Source organism: Pseudomonas kribbensis (assembly GCF_003352185.1).
Taxonomy (GTDB): domain Bacteria; phylum Pseudomonadota; class Gammaproteobacteria; order Pseudomonadales; family Pseudomonadaceae; genus Aquipseudomonas; species Aquipseudomonas kribbensis.
The window spans coordinates 424162-440790 of record NZ_CP029608.1 but is presented as its reverse complement, the minus strand read 5'-3'; the positions used below and the strand labels follow the sequence as shown (position 1 = coordinate 440790).

Sequence of the window (16629 nt, the reverse complement as noted above, 5' to 3'; positions counted from 1 at the left end):
GAGAAACTGGAGGCGGAGTCGGCACGATGGATCCCTGTTCATTGGATAAGGTTGCTAGCTTGCCGGAGTTTACCGGGCAGGCAAACGTCTGTATATGTATATACAAATAACACACGATGGGGTGCTGAACCATGTCCGCCTTCTTTGCCGAACGCGCGCTGCTGCCTAACGGATGGGCCAACAATGTACGTCTCGAGGTCAGCGCCGATGGCGTATTGACCCGAATCCAGGCCGATTCCACCGCAGACGGCGCTGAACGGCTGAGCGGTCCGCTGCTGCCGGGCATGCCGAATCTGCACTCCCACGCGTTCCAGCGAGCGATGGCCGGGCTGGCGGAAGTGGCCGGCAATCCCAACGACAGTTTCTGGACCTGGCGCGATCTGATGTACCGGCTCGTCGGAAAAATCAGCCCGGATCAGCTCGGCGTGATCGCCCGCCAGCTGTACATCGAAATGCTCAAGGCCGGTTACACCTCGGTCGCCGAATTCCATTACGTTCACCACGATCACAACGGTCAGCCGTACGCCGATCCGGCGGAACTGGCGTTGCGCATCAGCCAGGCCGCCAGCTCTGCCGGCATCGGTCTGACACTGTTGCCGGTGCTTTACAGCCACAGCGGTTTCGGTGGCCAGACGCCGAACGAAGGCCAGCGCCGCTTCATCAACAGCACCGAAAACTACCTGAAACTGCAATCGCGCCTGCAACCGTTGCTGGCGCAGCAGAAGGCTCAGTCGCTGGGATTGTGTTTCCACTCGTTGCGCGCAGTCACGCCGCAGCAGATCAGCGAAGTGCTGGCGGCCAGCGACAAGCAATGCCCCGTGCACATCCACATCGCCGAACAGCAGAAAGAAGTCGACGACTGCCTGAGCTGGAGCGGTCGCCGCCCTCTGCAATGGCTGTACGAGAACACCGAAGTCGATCAGCGCTGGTGCCTGGTCCACGCGACCCACGCCAATCCGGAAGAAGTCACGCTGATGGCCAAGAGTCGCGCCATCGCCGGTCTGTGCCTGACCACCGAAGCCAACCTCGGCGACGGGATTTTCCCGGCGGTGGATTTCCTCGCTCAGGGCGGACGCATGGGTATCGGCTCCGACAGCCATGTGTCGTTGAGCGTGGTGGAAGAATTGCGTTGGCTGGAATACGGCCAGCGTCTGCGCGATCAGCGGCGCAACCGCTTGTATGGCGCGGATCAACCGATGGTTGGCCGCACGTTGTATGACGCCACACTGGACGGTGGCGCTCAGGCGCTGGGCCAGCCGATCGGCGCGCTGGAGGTCGGCAAGCGCGCCGACTGGATTGTGCTCAATGGCAGCGATCCGTACCTGGCCACCGCCAACGGTGACGGGATCCTCAACCGCTGGCTGTTTGCCGGTGGCGACCGTCAGGTGCGCGACGTGCTGGTCAACGGCCAGTGGGTCGTTCGCGACGGGCGACATGCCGGGGAAGAAGACAGCAATCGCGCCTTCACCCAGGTCCTGCGAGAGCTGTTGGGCTGACACAAAAAAACCTGTGGAGGGCAACCTCCACAGGTTTTTTGTTGCGCGTCAGTTGGACGTCTTGGCCATCTGCTGATCCGACGCCCGCCAGATCAAACGCGTGGTGTCATAACCCTGCTGACGCGCCTTGCTCAGCAGTTCTTCGCGTACCACACCGTTAACGGTCGGCGTGCGGGACAACAGCCACAGGTAACGTCGGCTCGGATCGCCAACGATGGCGGTCTTGTAGTCATCACTGACGTACAGCACCCAGTATTGGCCCTTCGCCGAGCCCGGAATCAGCCGCGAGAACCAGGTATCGAACTCGACCCACAATTTGTCGGTCTTGCCCGGCACCTGTGGATAAGCCGTGCCCTTGACCTCTTCCCATTGCCAGTCCTTGGTCAGACAACGGTTGAACACGCCCAGGTTGCCGTCCGATTCGAGCGTGTAACGGGCTTCGGATTGTGCGCAGTTGCGCTGGAAATACATCGGCAGTCGCGCCAGCTCGTACCAGGTACCCTGATAACGCTTGAGATTGACGCTGTGGACTGTCTTGGGCGCCAGCGGATCTTCACCGGTGGTGGCGCAGCCGGCCAGTACCAGGCCGGCAAAAAGGACAAGCAATAACCGCTTCATTGTTTTTCTCCCGTGGGCGCGTAGCCCCGGTTTACTTCAGGCCTTGGCCGGAAAACATCAACACTTTGTCACCGGCGTACTGCACGCTGATAAAGCTGTTCTTGTCGCCCCAGGTGCAACTGGACATGCCGAGCGCGCCCGAGCAATCGGTGGGCTTGCCGAGCAGCGTCTCCACTTCGGCCTTGGCCATGCCGGCCGAGAGCTTCGAGTAGTTTTCCTGATTGACCTTGCTGCATGCGGCCAACAGCACGCAAAACGACAGAAGGGCGATAGATCGCAGCGACATGGTGTAACTCCTGGAACGGAAGGGGGATGGCCTGGCGCCAACCAGAAGCTTAGAAGAGAAAACCCCTGTCTGGTTCCCTCGGCGGGTGGCTATTTATTGGCCCGCTCGTCCGGCATTCATCGGTAAATCAGACACTTTGTAGGGCTATTGAGCATTTCGTCGCCTTTAACAAAAGCGTCCTCATCTTTGTCGCGCGGCGGTCGAAATAAGAGCAGCGCAAAGCCCGAGAGTGTGGCAAATTGCCGCCCTTTCTTGACCAGCCCCTTCGCGGTAGCTCACTTAATGACCAGAAACATGAAATTCAGCCACAAGATCTTGTTGGCTGCCGCCCTCGTGGTGGCCGTAGCGTTCGCCTGTTTCATTTTGTTCAACGACTATCGACAACGCGAAGCCCTGCAAAGCAGCACCGAAGCGTCCATGCAGGAACTGGGCAGCCTGACCACCAGCAACATCCAGACCTGGCTGGAAAGCCGCATCCAGTTGCTGCAATCGATGTCGCAGCAGGTTGTCGCCGACGGCAGCGCCCCGGCGAGCCTGAAGCGCATCATCGACCTGCCTGCCTACACCGGCAATTTCCAGCTCAGCTATTTCGGCGGCGCCGACGGCGTGATGTTCTCGGTCCCGGCCGGCAACCGCGCGCCGGATTACGATCCACGCGCCCGTGGCTGGTACAAGGCCGCGAACAGCGCCCAGCAGACCATCGTCACCGAACCGTACATCGCCGCGTCGTCAGGCAAACTGGTGATCACCGTCGCCACCCCGGTGCAGCGTCAGGGCCAGATGATCGGCGTGGCCGGCGCCGACATCGACCTCACCAGCGTCAGCGCGATCATCAACTCGCTGAACTTCGGCGGCCACGGCCACGCGTTCATCGTCAGTGCCGACGGCAAGATCCTGATCCACCCGGACAGCAAACTGGTGCTCAAGACCCTGGCCGAGGCCTACCCAAGCGGTGCGCCGAAAGTCAGCCCGGGCCTGAAAGAAGTCGAGTTCGACGGCAAGACCCAGTTGATCTCCTTCACCCGCGTCAACGGCGTGCCGTCGGCCGACTGGTACGTGGGCCTGGTGCTGGACAAGGACACCGCGTTCTCGATGCTCAGCGAGTTCCGCACCTCGGCGCTGATCGCCATGGTCATCGCCGTGGTGATCATCATCGCCCTGCTCGGCATGCTGATCCGCGTGCTGATGCAACCGCTGCTGACCATGGGTCGCGCCATGCATGACATCGCCGAAGGCGAAGGCGACCTGACCAAACGTCTGGTGATCCATGGCCACGACGAGTTCGGCGCGCTGGGTTTGTCGTTCAACCGTTTTGTCGAGCGTATCCACACCTCGATCCGCGAAGTGTCTTCGGCCACCGGGCAGGTCAACGAAGTCGCCCTGCGCGTGGTCGCGGCGTCCAACTCGTCGATGTTCAATTCCGACCAGCAAGCCTCGCGCACCAACAGCGTGGCCGCCGCGATCAACCAACTCGGCGCCGCTGCCCAGGAAATCGCCCAGAACGCCGCCCTCGCCTCGCAACACTCCAGCGACGCGCGCAGCCTGGCGGTCGACGGCCAGCAGGTTGTGGATAAAACCATCCACGCGATGCAGCAACTGTCGGCGAAGATCAGCGACTCCTGCGGCAACATTGAAACCCTGAACAGCAACACCGTGAACATCGGGCAGATTCTGGAAGTGATCACCAGCATCTCCCAGCAAACCAACCTGCTGGCGCTCAACGCCGCCATCGAAGCCGCCCGTGCCGGTGAAGCCGGTCGTGGTTTCGCCGTGGTCGCCGACGAAGTGCGCAATCTGGCGCACCGCACCCAGGACTCGGCGCAGCAAGTGCAGAGCATGATCGAAGAACTGCAGGTCGGCGCACGCCAGGCCGTCGGCATCATGACCGAGAGCCAGCGCGAGAGCGAAAGCAGCGTCGGCATCGCCAACCAGGCCGGCGAACGCCTGGAAAGCGTGACCCAGCGCATCGGCGAGATCGACGGCATGAACCAGTCGGTGGCGACCGCGACCGAAGAGCAGACGGCAGTGGTCGAGTCGATCAACGTCGACATCAACGAGATCAACACGCTGAACCAGGAAGGGGTCGAGAACCTGCAGGCGACATTGCGCGCTTGTGTGGATCTGGAGCAGCAGGCTGCCCGACTCAAGCAGTTGGTGGGTAGCTTCCGGATCTAAGGCGCTCTTACTGATCTCTTCGCAGGCCTTTCTGCGAAGAGGTCAGTCGTCTGGATGCTGATTCAGAAACTCGATCCCGGCTGCGAAAGAAACACCAACTCCTCCGCCGTAGACTCCCGCCCCAACACCGCATTGCGATGCGGAAACCGCCCAAACCGCGCAATCACCCGCTGATGCCGCTCGGCATAATCCAGGTTGTCGGCAAACACCCCACGCTCCGCTTCCGGCTGTTCAGCCACCAGTTCGATGAATCGCGAAACGGCCTCGTTCTGCACCGCAAGGTTTTCGCAGTGTTCGAAGACGAGGTAGATGAAGAGTCGCTGAATCGGTTTCAACTGCCGGTCGAAATCCGCCGCGATGCCTTGGGCAACCAGTTTCTGCGCCCGCAGATCGCCGGAAAAAGCCTTGGGTGTATCGCGAAAGATCATTCGCGGAAGCTGATCGAGCAGCAGCACCACCGCCAGCCAACCTTCGGGACGTTGCGTCCACTCGGTCAATTCGCCGGCGAGGGCCTGATCGACAAAGACCCCGAAACGCTCACGCGCTTCGAGGTCCTGACTGTCTTTCTTGCCGAACCACAACTTGCCCTGTTGCACCGTCACTTCAGTCGCTGACTCGGCATGACCGAACCACCAATCGAGCAACGGCTGCCAGGGCGCGGTCATGGTTTATTCCTTGTGGTAGGCCGTAGCGCGGGCGACTTCTTCTTTCGAACCGAGGAACACCGCTACGCGCTGGTGCAGGCCTTCAGGCTGGATGTCGAGAATGCGCTGGTGACCGTCGGTGGAAGCGCCGCCTGCCTGTTCCACCAGGAACGACATCGGGTTGGCTTCGTACATCAGGCGCAGTTTGCCTGGCTTGGACGGCTCGCGGCTGTCGCGCGGGTACATGAACAGACCGCCACGGGTCAGGATGCGGTGCACGTCGGCAACCATCGCCGCGACCCAACGCATGTTGTAGTTCTTTTTCAGCGGGCCTTCTTCACCGGCCAGCAGTTCCGAAACGTAGCGCTGTACCGGGGCTTCCCAGTGACGCTGGTTGGACATGTTGATCGCAAATTCCTGGGTGCTTTCAGGAATGGTGATGTCTTCGTGGGTCAGGACGAAGCTGCCCATTTCGCGGTCCAGGGTGAAGCCCTTCACGCCGTTGCCCAGGGTCAGGATCAGCATGGTCTGCGGACCATAGATCGCGTAACCGGCCGCAACCTGCTGGGTGCCTGGCTGCAGGAAGGCCTTTTCGTTCAGGGCTTCGTTCTGGCTCAGGTATTCGTTCGGGCAACGCAGTACCGAGAAGATGGTGCCGACCGGGGCGTTGATGTCGATGTTCGACGAACCGTCCAGCGGGTCGAATACCAGCAGGTAGGCGCCTTTCGGGTATTTGCCCGGGATCTGGTAGGCGTTGTCCATTTCTTCGGACGCCATGCCGGCCAGGTGACCGCCCCACTCGTTGGCTTCGAGCAGGATTTCGTTCGACAGCACGTCGAGTTTCTTCTGCACTTCGCCTTGCACGTTTTCCGTGCCCATGCTGCCCAGAACACCGCCCAGGGCGCCTTTGGACACGGCGTGGCTGATCTCTTTACAGGCACGCGCCACCACTTCGATCAGGAAGCGCAGATCGGCAGGAGTGTTGTTGCTGCGGGTCTGCTCAATCAAATAGCGACTCAGGGTAACGCGGGACATGGACGGCTCCGGTGGAATGGGGGGCTGAAAACCCGCGCAGTTTACAGGGAGTCTGAAACCGTAGCGAGCAATGACGCCCGCTAACGTGCGTCGGGTGTAATTCCTGCTATCAGACGTGACGAATCCGGGAGAGTTCAGGCATCGGATTCAGCGTAGTTGGAAACCCGACGGGTGTAGAGGCCACACCCGTCATATTCAGGACTTCGCCGGCGGCTTGCGCAGCAGACTGAAGGCCATCGCGGCCAGAAACAGCACACTCAACAGTAATACCGCCCACAATCCGATTTTCTTCCAGTTGGTCTCGGCGACAGCTGCTGTCGTCGCCGTCGTTGTCTGCGTCGCGACTGCATCGCCCTGCACCATGGCCTTGCCCAGCGTGGCCAGTTTCTCCGGTTTGAAGTCAGGGATCAGGGTCGAGAGCGGCAAATTCGCCGTTCTCACCGTCGGATTGCCCAGCGCCAGGCTGTAAGGCCCGTCACCCCGGGCGAGGAAGATCACCTGGGTGGCACGTACCGCGTACTTGAGGCTCGGCGCCTGTTCGCCGAGGCCGCCGCCGCGTTCGTCGACTGTCAGCTTCAACTGCTGGACGGTCTGCCCGTAGAGCTGCAATTCGTTCTGCACCACGTCCTGGCCATTCTGAGTCAGGCGATAGAGCAAGCCGCTGCTCAACGGTTGCCACGGCAAGCTGGTTTCGCGGCGCCCCGCCAGCGTCACCGGTGCCAGGCTGTTGGGTTGTTTCAACTCGACCTGAACCCGCTCGACATTCAGCCCCATCGGCAACTGCCAGGTGTATTCCCCGGCCTTGGTGCTGCTGCCGGCCAGCGCTGGCGACCAGACGAGCGGCAGCGGCAGATTTTGCGGGTCGCTGCTTTTCAGTTGCGCCGAGGTCAGGGTTGGTGCATTGGGCGAATCCCACAGCAGACGCAGATAACGCGCCGATTGCCCCGGCAACGCGACTTCATGCTGTTCGATACGCTCATCGGAAAAAGTCAGGCGCGCGACCTGGCCTTCACCCCACGGTTGCCAGTGCTGCAAGTCGTCACTGGCCTCGATGCTGAAACGTTGAAAGCCGTCGCGCTCGCTGGTCCAGTCGAGGATCAGTTGCTGCAACGGTGCCTTGATCGCACTGGCATCGAGCAACCAACCGCGCAGCACTTCCTCGCCCGCTTCCAGCTGACTGGAGGGCTGCACTTCCACCAGCGTGCCGGTGGTGGTCGACTGCACACGAACGCTCGGCGCGCGTTCGGTGGCATCCGCCGAGTTGTACAGCGGGAACCACTTCACCGTGTTCATGTGGCCGTCATCACGGGTCTGAGCCGACTCCCGGGCCAGCGCGTAGGCCTGCGGTTCACCGGCGGCGTTGAACACCCGCAAGTCACTGAGATCGGTCTGACGCGCCTGCAATTGCACGCTCAGCGGCAGTTCGAGGCGATACCACGGGCCGGAGCCGCTGACCGACAACGGCACCTGCGCGGCGAAGTCCGCCGGTTTTTCCTGGGCGCCGGCCGTCATGGCCACGCCCAGCAACAGCCACCCGAGATTAAGCTTGCGACTCAAGACGACACTCCTTCGGTTTCCGGGGCCGGCTTGTCCGCCGCCGATGCAGCTTCGACGCGTTTGGGCGGCAGCGGCGCGAAGTAGCCCACCACCAGCAGCAACACGCCGACGCCGATAAACGAGACGATCCGCGCCAGCCCGCCACGGTTGCTCAATTCGACAAAAATCAGTTTCGCCACCACCAGCGCAATCAGCGCCGCACCGATCAGCCATACTTCGCGGCGATGGCGCAGGTGCCCGCCGATCATCAGCCCGAGCGCCATCAGCGTCCAGACGATGGACAACCCGGCCTGCACCAGCATCGATTCGAGCAACAGGTCCAGTTCGAACGGAATCCCCGCCCAATGGTGCGCGGCGCGGGTCACCAGCGCCGTGCAGAAGGCGAACAGCGAAACACCGGCGATCAGTTGCGAGGCGTAAACGGCGTAGTCCTTGCGGATCGACAGCTCGGTTACCGCATTGCGCGACCAGACATAAACACTGAACAACGCGATCAACAGGCCCAGCTCCAGCGGGTTGATCAGCGGCACGTAAGGCAGCGGTTCGGCGTTGCCGTCGCTCACTCCGTTCGCCAGCCAGAACCAGATCAACATCAACACCGCCAGCGGCGCTGCCGCGAACAAGCGGTACTCGCGAGGGAACGCTGCCACCGGCCACGGCCAGGTGCGCGGTGCGGCCATCAGCAACAGATACACGCTCGGCAGAATCGCCCAGCCCAGCCAGCGCCAGGCGTTGTATTGCTCGGACAACAGCAGCAGGCCGTAGCGCAACTCCAGCGCCAGCACGCCGATCAGCAGCCAGCAGCCGAGCACATGCGCCGTGCTCAAGGCCCGCGCCGGCAACATCGACGCCAGACGCCGCAGGCTGAAGAAATGCACTGCAAACACTGCTGCCCACGCCAGCCAGCCGAAGTTGGCCGCCGGGTGATAACGCGAGTGCCACGCAGCGAGCAACACCAGTCCGGCCGCCGGAATCAGCAAGGTGCAGAGCAACCCGAGCGACGGCCATTTCAGGCGCAATGCCAACAGCGTCCACAACGCGACACTCAACGCGGCGACCAGCAGCAACAACGTCGCCTGCAGATTCAGCGGCGCAAAACGCAGCACCTCGCTGACCCACGCCAATGCCCACCAACCGGCACCCCACACCAGCAGCACTTCGGACAACCGCTGCAAACTCAGCACATCGAATGCCGAAGCGTGATTGCCCAATTGCAGGCGCCACGCACCGATCATCGCTGCCAGCCCAAGCACCAGTGGCGTCCAGAATCCGCCATGGGCCAGCGGCCGCAGACCTTCGCTGGACAAAGGCCCGAGCAACTCGGGGCCGGCCAGCAAAAACGCCGCGCCGCCGATCAGTTGCAACAACAGACCGAAGACAAAACTCACGCGCTGCTTGAGGTACAGGCTGAGCCAGATGATCAGCAAGCCACTGGCCGCCCACACCGCGCTCGCGGTCTGCCACGGCAGCACGAACAACACCGCCAGATTGATCAGCACCAGCCCCGCCAGCAGCACCACCGACAAACCGCGCAGCAGTCGCACATCGCTGCGCACCATCTCGTCGCGTGCCGCCAGCAGCATGCCGGCGATCAGTGCCAGACCGATCAGCGAGGCGCTGAGCAAACCGCTCCAGCCAGCGCTGAACACGGCCGCCGTATCCTCACCCGCCCCTTGCAGGCGCAACAGGAACAACGCCCCGCCCAGCAGTTGCACGGCAAATGCGGTGAACAGGAACGTGCGCGATTGCAGGCGCAAACCGACGAACAAAGTCACCAGTCCGGCCAATGCCCAACTGATGGCCGTGGCCTGAACGAAGAAAAACAGCGGCGCCAGCAGATAGAGGAAAGTCAGACCGAGACTCGCCAATACCGGCAGGCCTTGGCGCTCCCACGCCGAGGTGTGTTCCTCCGGGGCTTTGCGCAACTGGTAGAAACTGAACAGCAATGCGATGCCGAGCATCAATGCGCCCAGCGGTGCACCGTCGAGCAGGCTGCCTTCACCGACACGCAACTGACTGAGAAACGCCAGCGCCGAGCCCAGTTGCAGCAGCAACGCAAAGGCCCGGGCGAACGGGCGATGTTGACGCAAGCCGAGCCAGAAAATCCCCGCGCCCTCCACTGCCCAGGCTGCAGATGTCCAGCGCGCATCCAGCCCCAGCGGAATCGCCAGACTGGCGAAAATCACCCCGAGCGCCAGGCAGGTCTCGCCCAGCAGCAGTGCTCGGCCACCCATCAATACCCGGGCGAGCGCCATGTAAATCATGCCCAGCGCCAACGCACTGAACGCAGCGGCGAATTCCAGATGCTGCACCAGCGCGAATTGCAGACCGAAACCCACCAGCGGCGGACCGAACAGCATGGTGCCGTCGACATAGTCACCCTTGCGCGCCGACCAATTCAGCAGTGCCTCGCGATCGCTCTCTGCCGGGGCGTCCGGCATGTCCAGCAGCTTGCGCCGGGCGAACAGCAGGCCGATGGCCAGGTACATCAGGAAGAACAGAATCAGGAACGGCTCGGTGCTCCACAGCAATTCCGGCGCATACGAACGCAGGCCCCAGGCGAAACCGATGCCGAAGGTGCCGGCAAAGCCAATCAGGTTGAGCAGACGCCAAGCCTTGAACCAGGCGATGGCCAGGATGCCGGCGTTGAGCAATGCAAAATAGCTGAACAGCGCAACATGGTTGCCGGCGCCGGTGGAGGTCAGGATCGGCGCGGCAAACCCGCCAAGCGCAGCAACGCAGGCCAGGGCCAGGGAATCCTGGGTGATGGCCAGAATGGCCGAGAACACCGTCACCGCCACCAGCAATCCCAGCGCGGCGGACGGATCGAGCAGCGGATGCAGGCGCATCGCCGCAAACACCGTCAGGTACAACACTGCGATCCCGGTGCCCTGCAGCATCAAGGCGTAGCTCGTGTTGCGATGGCGTAACCACCAGCCCAGCGCCAGCAATCCCAACGCCGCTGCCGCGACACCCGCGTAACGCATTTCGATCGGCACCACCATGCCTTCGGTGGCGTAGCGCAGCAGGAAGGCCAGACCGAAGAACAACAGCACCACGCCGACCCGCAGCACGGTGTTGCCACCGAACAGCCAGTTGCGCGCAGCACTGATGCCGCGCTCGATGAGGTTCGGGCCACGGGGTTCGGCAGGTTGCTGTGGTTCGGGAGTGTCAGGGGTTACGGCGTCGAGACGCCAGGCATCGGCCGGCAGCGGCTGACTGGCTTCGCTGGCCACAGTGGAGATCGGTTCAAGTTCGGGCGGCAGTTCCCAGACCAGCTCGGGGGCATTGGCGGGGGCTTCTTCGGCGACCACGGCCGGTTCGACAACGGCCTCAGGGGCCGGCTCGACACTGGGCGGCGTGGTACGCACACCGGCGCCTTCGAGCAGAAACAGCCGCTGCTCGACAGCCTGCAAGGCGACTTTCGCCTGTTCAAGTTGAGTCTTGTGCTCGGCACTCTGCGAGCCGAGCCGGGCGATCCGGATCGTCTGGCCAATCACCAGGCCCAGTAGCGCGCCCAACAGCGCGGTACTGAACGACTCGTCGAGCAGCCAACCGAGCACTAGCCCGATCAACATGAACATCCATTGCATGGTCGATATCCCTGAGCAGCCCCGGAACGGGGCGAAATCAGGGCTCAGTATATCGGCCTGGCCCAACAAGCGTGGGGCCGGGCGCACATTTGTCGCTAAAAGTTACTCCAGTGCCTTCCAGATATCCGTGGCGTACTCGCGAATCGTCCGGTCCGACGAGAACCAGCCCATCCGCGCGGTGTTCAGCACCGCCGAACGCCACCAGTTGTTGGAGTCGTGCCAGAGCGCATCGACGCGCATCTGCGCTTCCCAGTACGAATCGAAGTCGGCGCAGACCAGGAAGCGGTCGTAGTCCACCAGCGAATCGATCAGCCCGGTGTAGCGCGAGGTGTCGTCCGGTGAAAACACGCCGCTGCGGATCGCCTGCAACACGTCATTGAGACGATGGGACGCCGCAATGTCCGGCACCGCGCTGAACTCGTGGTTCTGCTTGCGCGCTTCAACCTGCTGGGCGCTCAAGCCGAAGATTAACATGTGCTCGGCACCGATGCGCTCGCACATTTCCACGTTGGCACCGTCGAGGGTACCGATGGTCAGCGCGCCGTTGAGGCCGAACTTCATGTTGCTGGTGCCCGACGCTTCGAAACCGGCGGTGGAGATCTGCTCCGACAAATCCGCCGCCGGGATGATGCTCTCCGCCAGACTGACGTTGTAGTTGGGCAGGAAAACCACCTTGAGCAACCCGCGTACGGTCGGGTCGTTGTTCACCACCCGGGCGATGTCGTTGGTCAGTTTGATGATGAGTTTGGCCTGGTGATAACTGGCCGCCGCCTTGCCGGCGAAGATCTTCACTCGCGGCACCCAGTCGGTTTCCGGCTGGGCACGAATCGCCTGATACAACGCCACGGTGTGCATCAGGTTGAGCAACTGACGCTTGTACTCGTGAATCCTTTTGACCTGCACGTCGAACATCGCCGCCGGGTTGACCGCGATTCCCAGCCGCTCGTGGATCAAGTAGGCCAGCGCTTTTTTGCTGTGCAGCCGCTGCTCGGCGAAGGCCTTGCGGAAGGCCGCTTTTTCGGCGAACGGTTCAAGGTCCAGCAGGCGCTCTTCGGGGTTGTCCAGCACATCCGGGCCGAGGGCATCGACCAGCATCGAGGTCAGTTCGGAGTTGGCCTGGTACAACCAGCGGCGGAAGGTGATGCCGTTGGTCTTGTTGTTGATCCGCTCCGGGTAAAGTTTGTGCAGTTCGGCGAACACGGTCTTGCGCATCAGCTGTGTGTGCAGGCCCGACACGCCGTTGACGCTGTGGGAGCCGAGGAACGCGAGATTGCCCATGCGCACTCGGCGGCCGTTGTCTTCCTCGATCAGCGACACCGCGCGCAGCACGTCAAAATCGTGGATGCCCTTGGCCCGCAGCGAATCGATGTGCTGGGCGTTGATCAAATAAATGATCTGCATGTGCCGCGGCAGCATGCGTTCCATCAGGCCCACCGGCCAGGTTTCCAGTGCTTCGGGCAGCAGCGTGTGGTTGGTGTACGAGAGTGTATCGACGGTGACTTGCCACGCCGCATCCCACGCCACGTCGTAGACATCCACCAGGAGACGCATCAGTTCGGCGACGGCGATCGAGGGGTGCGTGTCGTTGAGCTGGATTGACGCGTGATCGCCAAGGGTCAGCACCGAGGTGTGCATGTTGCGATGCCGGCGCAGCAAGTCCTGAAGCGACGCGGCGACGAAGAAGTATTCCTGACGCAGGCGCAGCTCCTGGCCGGCTTCGGTGCTGTCTGCCGGATAAAGAACGCGGGAGATACTCTCGGCCCGGGCCACTTCGGCCACAGCGCCCAGGTGGTCACCGGCGTTGAAGCGTTCCAGGTGCAAGTCCTCCATCGCCCGGGCGCGCCACAAACGCAAGGTATTGACGCTCGCCCCGCGCCAGCCGACCACCGGGGTGTCGTAGGCAATCGCCCGCACGGTTTCCGCCGGGTGCCAGACCTGTTTGCTCTTGCCGCTGACATCGGTGACGGTCTCGACGCTGCCACCGAAGCCGATGGTGTAGACGACCTCCGGCCGCTCGAACTCCCATGGGTTGCCGAAATCCAGCCAGTGTTCGGTCTGCTCCTGCTGCCAGCCATCGACGATGGCCTGGCGGAACAGTCCGTGCTCATAACGAATGCCGTAGCCGTGACCGGCGATGCCGAGGGTCGACATGCTTTCCATGAAGCACGCTGCCAGCCGTCCGAGGCCACCGTTGCCCAGCGCGGCGTCAGGCTCCAGCAGGCGGATGCGCTCCAGATCCACACCCAGTTCGGTCAGTGCCTCACGGGCAACGTCGAGCAGACCGAGGTTGCTCAGGCTGTCGTACAGCAAACGGCCGATGAGAAATTCCAGCGAGAGGTAATACACCCGCTTCTGACCTTTGCGGTAGATCTGCCGGGTGTGGTCCATCCAGTGCTCGACCATGTGATCGCGCGCCGCCAGGGCGATGGCTTCGAACCAGTCATGGTCGAAGGCGTGATCCGGGTCTTTGCCCACCGCATAGGTGAGTTTGGTCAGGACGGCGTCGCGGAATGCGGCCACCTCTGCTTCGCGAACTAGTGGTTCTTGAGTCATCGATAGGACCTCGAGCGAGCGGGGAATTGTCAGAGCCTAGACGGTCTGACCGACGGTGGGGGCTCTGGTTCGGCAGTTTTTCCTGAGAGTGCGGGATCGTTCGGCAATACCTTGGCGAATGCCTGAATGAATGCAGGGGCCGTGCCGAATTGTCGGCCCCGGTGATGACAGAAAGAAAAAATCTGGCGAAAGGTTGTTCAAAAATCCACCAGTCCCGGTATGATCGCGCGCCCTGATGCACACGCCTGGTAAACCCCGATGATGAAGCCCAACCTGATCGCCGCAGCCGAGATCGACCGTCTCGATACCTGGGCCAAATATTCGGCCCCGATGTGCGGCTCGTGCGTTTCCAGCTGCTGCACGCTGCCGGTCGAGGTCAAGATCAAGGATCTGGTGCGCATCGGCGTGGTCGACGAGTTCGAGCTGGGCGACCCGCCGAAGAACATCGCCAAGCGCCTGCAAAAGGAAGGTCTGGTGGAGCGCTTCAACCAGAAGTCGGGGATATTCACCCTGCAGCGCATGAGCAACAATGATTGCTACTACCTGGATCGCAAGAGCCGGCTGTGCACCATTTATGACAAGCGCCCGGACACCTGCCGCAACCACCCGAAAATCGGCCCGCGGCCGGGGTATTGCGCGTACAAGCCGAAGGAAGTGGAGCGGGTGCAGAATTCGCGGTCGATCGAGAAGTTCTGATCGGCTCTTGATCGTCCCCACGCTTTGCGTGGGAACGATATATCAAAAAAGCCCAGACAAACAAAAACGCCCCCGGTCTCTCGACCGGGGGCGTTTTTTTAAGCCTGGGCTAAATTACGCCTTGGCTTTCTTGGCAGCGCGGGTACGCTCGCTTTCGTCCAGGATCTTCTTGCGAAGACGGATGGACTTAGGAGTGACTTCGCACAGCTCGTCTTCCTGGATGTATTCCAGAGCCTGTTCCAGGGTGAAGCGAACAGGTGGTACCAGAGCGATGGTTTCGTCTTTACCCGAAGCACGCATGTTGTCGAGCTTCTTGCCTTTGGTAGGGTTCACACCCAGGTCGTTGTCGCGGGAGTTCTGACCAACGATCTGACCGTTGTAGATCTCCTGGCCGTGTTCTACGAACAGCTTGCCACGAGCCTGCAGGGTTTCCAGGGAGTAGGTCAGCGCCTTGCCGGTTTCAACCGAGACCAGAACGCCGTTCTGACGGCCGGACATGTGGCCCGACTTCACTGGAGCGTAACGATCGAAGATCGAGGTCAGGATGCCAGCACCGTTGGTCAGGGTCAGGAACTGGTTACGGAAACCGATCAGACCGCGAGCAGGGATGTTGTATTCCAGACGAACACGGCCCTTGCCATCCGGCACCATGTTGCTCAGGTCGCCTTTACGCAGACCCATCTCTTCCATGACCTTGCCCTGCGATTCTTCAGGGATGTCGATGGTAACGTTTTCGAATGGTTCCTGCTTCACGCCGTCAACTTCACGGATGATCACTTCAGGACGGCCCAGGGCCAGCTCGAAGCCTTCGCGACGCATGGTTTCGATCAGTACCGACAGGTGCAGCTCACCACGGCCGGATACCTTGAACTTGTCAGCCGAGTCGCCTTCTTCAACGCGCAGTGCAACGTTGTACAGCAGCTCTTTGTCCAGACGATCCTTGATGTTACGGGAGGTCACGAACTTGCCTTCTTTACCGCAGAATGGCGAGTCGTTTACCTGGAAGGTCATGGAAACGGTTGGCTCGTCAACGGTCAGAGGCTTCATCGCCTCGACGGTGTTGATGTCGCACAGGGTGTCGGAGATGAACAGCTCGTCGAAACCGCTGATGCAGACGATGTCGCCGGCCGCTGCTTCTTCAACGTCTACACGGTGCAGACCGTGGTGACCCATCAGCTTCAGGATACGGCCGTTGCGGCGCTTGCCGTTGGCGTCGATAGCCACAACCGGAGTGTTCGGCTTGACGCGACCACGAGCGATACGGCCAACACCGATAACACCCAGGAAGCTGTTGTAGTCCAGAGCGGAGATCTGCATCTGGAACGGACCGTCACGGTCAACAGCTGGCGCTGGAACGTGGTCGACAACCGCTTGATACAGCGCGGTCATGTCTTCGCCCATGGCGGTGTGGTCCAGACCGGCGATGCCGTTCAGGGCCGAAGCGTAAACAACCTGGAAGTCCAGTTGTTCTTCGGTGGCGCCCAGGTTGTCGAACAGATCGAAGATCTGGTCCAGAACCCAGTCAGGACGCGCGCCCGGACGGTCAACCTTGTTGATCACCACGATCGGACGCAGGCCGGCTTCGAAAGCCTTCTTGGTCACGAAACGGGTTTGCGGCATAGGGCCGTCTTGAGCGTCGACCAGCAGCAGCACGGAGTCAACCATGGACATAACGCGTTCAACTTCGCCGCCGAAGTCGGCGTGGCCCGGGGTGTCCACGATGTTGATGTGGTAGCCGTTCCAGTTGATGGCGGTGTTTTTCGCCAGAATGGTAATGCCGCGCTCTTTTTCCTGGTCGTTGGAGTCCATCACGCGCTCGTCGTTGAGCTCGTTGCGCTCCAGGGTGCCGGATTGACGCAGGAGTTTGTCTACCAGGGTGGTCTTACCATGGTCAACGTGGGCAATGATGGCGATGTTGCGTAGATTTTCGATCACTTGTGTATCTCGATCAGAGGATTCGGTTTGCTGACAAGTCT

Annotated in this window: 11 protein-coding genes and 1 pseudogene; 4 read left to right on the top strand and 8 right to left on the bottom strand. The window is 61.5% G+C overall.

Annotated features, from left to right (window positions below):
• The first annotated feature begins 131 nt into the window (after positions 1-131).
• The gene (locus DLD99_RS02085) at positions 132-1496 is read left to right on the top strand and encodes a formimidoylglutamate deiminase (protein WP_114881107.1); all 1365 of its coding nucleotides are present in this window, start codon (positions 132-134) and stop codon (positions 1494-1496) included.
• Between the two features lie 48 nt (positions 1497-1544).
• Here DLD99_RS02085 and DLD99_RS02080 read toward each other — a convergent pair whose 3' ends face one another.
• Positions 1545-2114, bottom strand: coding sequence for a lipocalin family protein (locus tag DLD99_RS02080; RefSeq protein WP_085712791.1), 570 nt, complete (start codon positions 2112-2114; stop codon positions 1545-1547).
• Positions 2115-2145: 31 nt separating this feature from the next.
• Positions 2146-2400 (bottom strand): hypothetical protein, encoded by a 255-nt coding sequence (locus DLD99_RS02075; protein ID WP_007952486.1) that lies wholly within the window; start codon positions 2398-2400, stop codon positions 2146-2148.
• Between the two features lie 282 nt (positions 2401-2682).
• On the opposite strand from DLD99_RS02075, the pseudogene DLD99_RS29545 reads away from it, so the two are divergent.
• Positions 2683-3669, top strand: a pseudogene (locus DLD99_RS29545) (cache domain-containing protein); the annotation flags it as partial.
• A gap of 141 nt (positions 3670-3810) precedes the next feature.
• Complete coding sequence (locus tag DLD99_RS29540) at positions 3811-4575, top strand: methyl-accepting chemotaxis protein (RefSeq protein ID WP_425273008.1); 765 nt, start codon at positions 3811-3813, stop codon at positions 4573-4575.
• 62 nt (positions 4576-4637) lie between these two features.
• Here DLD99_RS29540 and DLD99_RS02065 read toward each other — a convergent pair whose 3' ends face one another.
• From DLD99_RS02065 to DLD99_RS02045, 5 genes are all read right to left on the bottom strand, one after another.
• A complete protein-coding gene (locus DLD99_RS02065) occupies positions 4638-5240 on the bottom strand; it encodes a DUF924 family protein (protein ID WP_114881105.1) in 603 nt (200 codons plus the stop codon).
• Between the two features lie 3 nt (positions 5241-5243).
• Positions 5244-6254 carry a class 1 fructose-bisphosphatase gene (locus DLD99_RS02060; protein WP_065261556.1) on the bottom strand — a complete coding sequence of 337 codons (1011 nt, stop codon included), beginning with the start codon at positions 6252-6254 and terminating at the stop codon, positions 5244-5246.
• A 195-nt stretch (positions 6255-6449) separates the two neighbouring features.
• Positions 6450-7811: a DUF3999 domain-containing protein gene (locus DLD99_RS02055; protein WP_114881104.1), complete on the bottom strand. Its 1362-nt coding sequence runs from the start codon at positions 7809-7811 to the stop codon at positions 6450-6452.
• Positions 7808-11404 carry a DUF2339 domain-containing protein gene (locus DLD99_RS02050; RefSeq protein ID WP_114881103.1) on the bottom strand — a complete coding sequence of 1199 codons (3597 nt, stop codon included), beginning with the start codon at positions 11402-11404 and terminating at the stop codon, positions 7808-7810. The genes DLD99_RS02055 and DLD99_RS02050 overlap by 4 nt, the downstream gene beginning before the upstream one ends.
• 102 nt (positions 11405-11506) lie before the next feature.
• Positions 11507-13957: a glycogen/starch/alpha-glucan phosphorylase gene (locus DLD99_RS02045; protein WP_114881102.1), complete on the bottom strand. Its 2451-nt coding sequence runs from the start codon at positions 13955-13957 to the stop codon at positions 11507-11509.
• Between the two features lie 258 nt (positions 13958-14215).
• Here DLD99_RS02045 and DLD99_RS02040 point away from each other — a divergent pair, with 258 nt between their 5' ends.
• Positions 14216-14653, top strand: coding sequence for a YkgJ family cysteine cluster protein (locus DLD99_RS02040; RefSeq protein ID WP_007961740.1), 438 nt, complete (start codon positions 14216-14218; stop codon positions 14651-14653).
• A gap of 114 nt (positions 14654-14767) precedes the next feature.
• On the opposite strand, the gene typA is transcribed toward DLD99_RS02040, so the two are convergent.
• Complete coding sequence (gene typA / locus DLD99_RS02035) at positions 14768-16588, bottom strand: translational GTPase TypA (RefSeq protein ID WP_085712784.1); 1821 nt, start codon at positions 16586-16588, stop codon at positions 14768-14770.
• Positions 16589-16629 lie beyond the last annotated feature (41 nt).

Bases quoted from the DNA above. Each gene is read 5' to 3' on its own strand.
- DLD99_RS02080 (WP_085712791.1), bottom strand. From the start codon at position 2,114: ATGAAGCGGTTATTGCTTGTCCTTTTTGCCGGCCTGGTACTGGCCGGC.
- DLD99_RS02075 (WP_007952486.1), bottom strand. From the start codon at position 2,400: ATGTCGCTGCGATCTATCGCCCTTCTGTCGTTTTGCGTGCTGTTGGCC.
- DLD99_RS02065 (WP_114881105.1), bottom strand. From the start codon at position 5,240: ATGACCGCGCCCTGGCAGCCGTTGCTCGATTGGTGGTTCGGTCATGCC.
- DLD99_RS29540 (WP_425273008.1), top strand. From the start codon at position 3,811: ATGTTCAATTCCGACCAGCAAGCCTCGCGCACCAACAGCGTGGCCGCC.
- DLD99_RS02040 (WP_007961740.1), top strand. From the start codon at position 14,216: ATGATGAAGCCCAACCTGATCGCCGCAGCCGAGATCGACCGTCTCGAT.
- DLD99_RS02045 (WP_114881102.1), bottom strand. From the start codon at position 13,957: ATGACTCAAGAACCACTAGTTCGCGAAGCAGAGGTGGCCGCATTCCGC.
- DLD99_RS02050 (WP_114881103.1), bottom strand. From the start codon at position 11,404: ATGCAATGGATGTTCATGTTGATCGGGCTAGTGCTCGGTTGGCTGCTC.
- DLD99_RS02060 (WP_065261556.1), bottom strand. From the start codon at position 6,254: ATGTCCCGCGTTACCCTGAGTCGCTATTTGATTGAGCAGACCCGCAGC.
- DLD99_RS02085 (WP_114881107.1), top strand. From the start codon at position 132: ATGTCCGCCTTCTTTGCCGAACGCGCGCTGCTGCCTAACGGATGGGCC.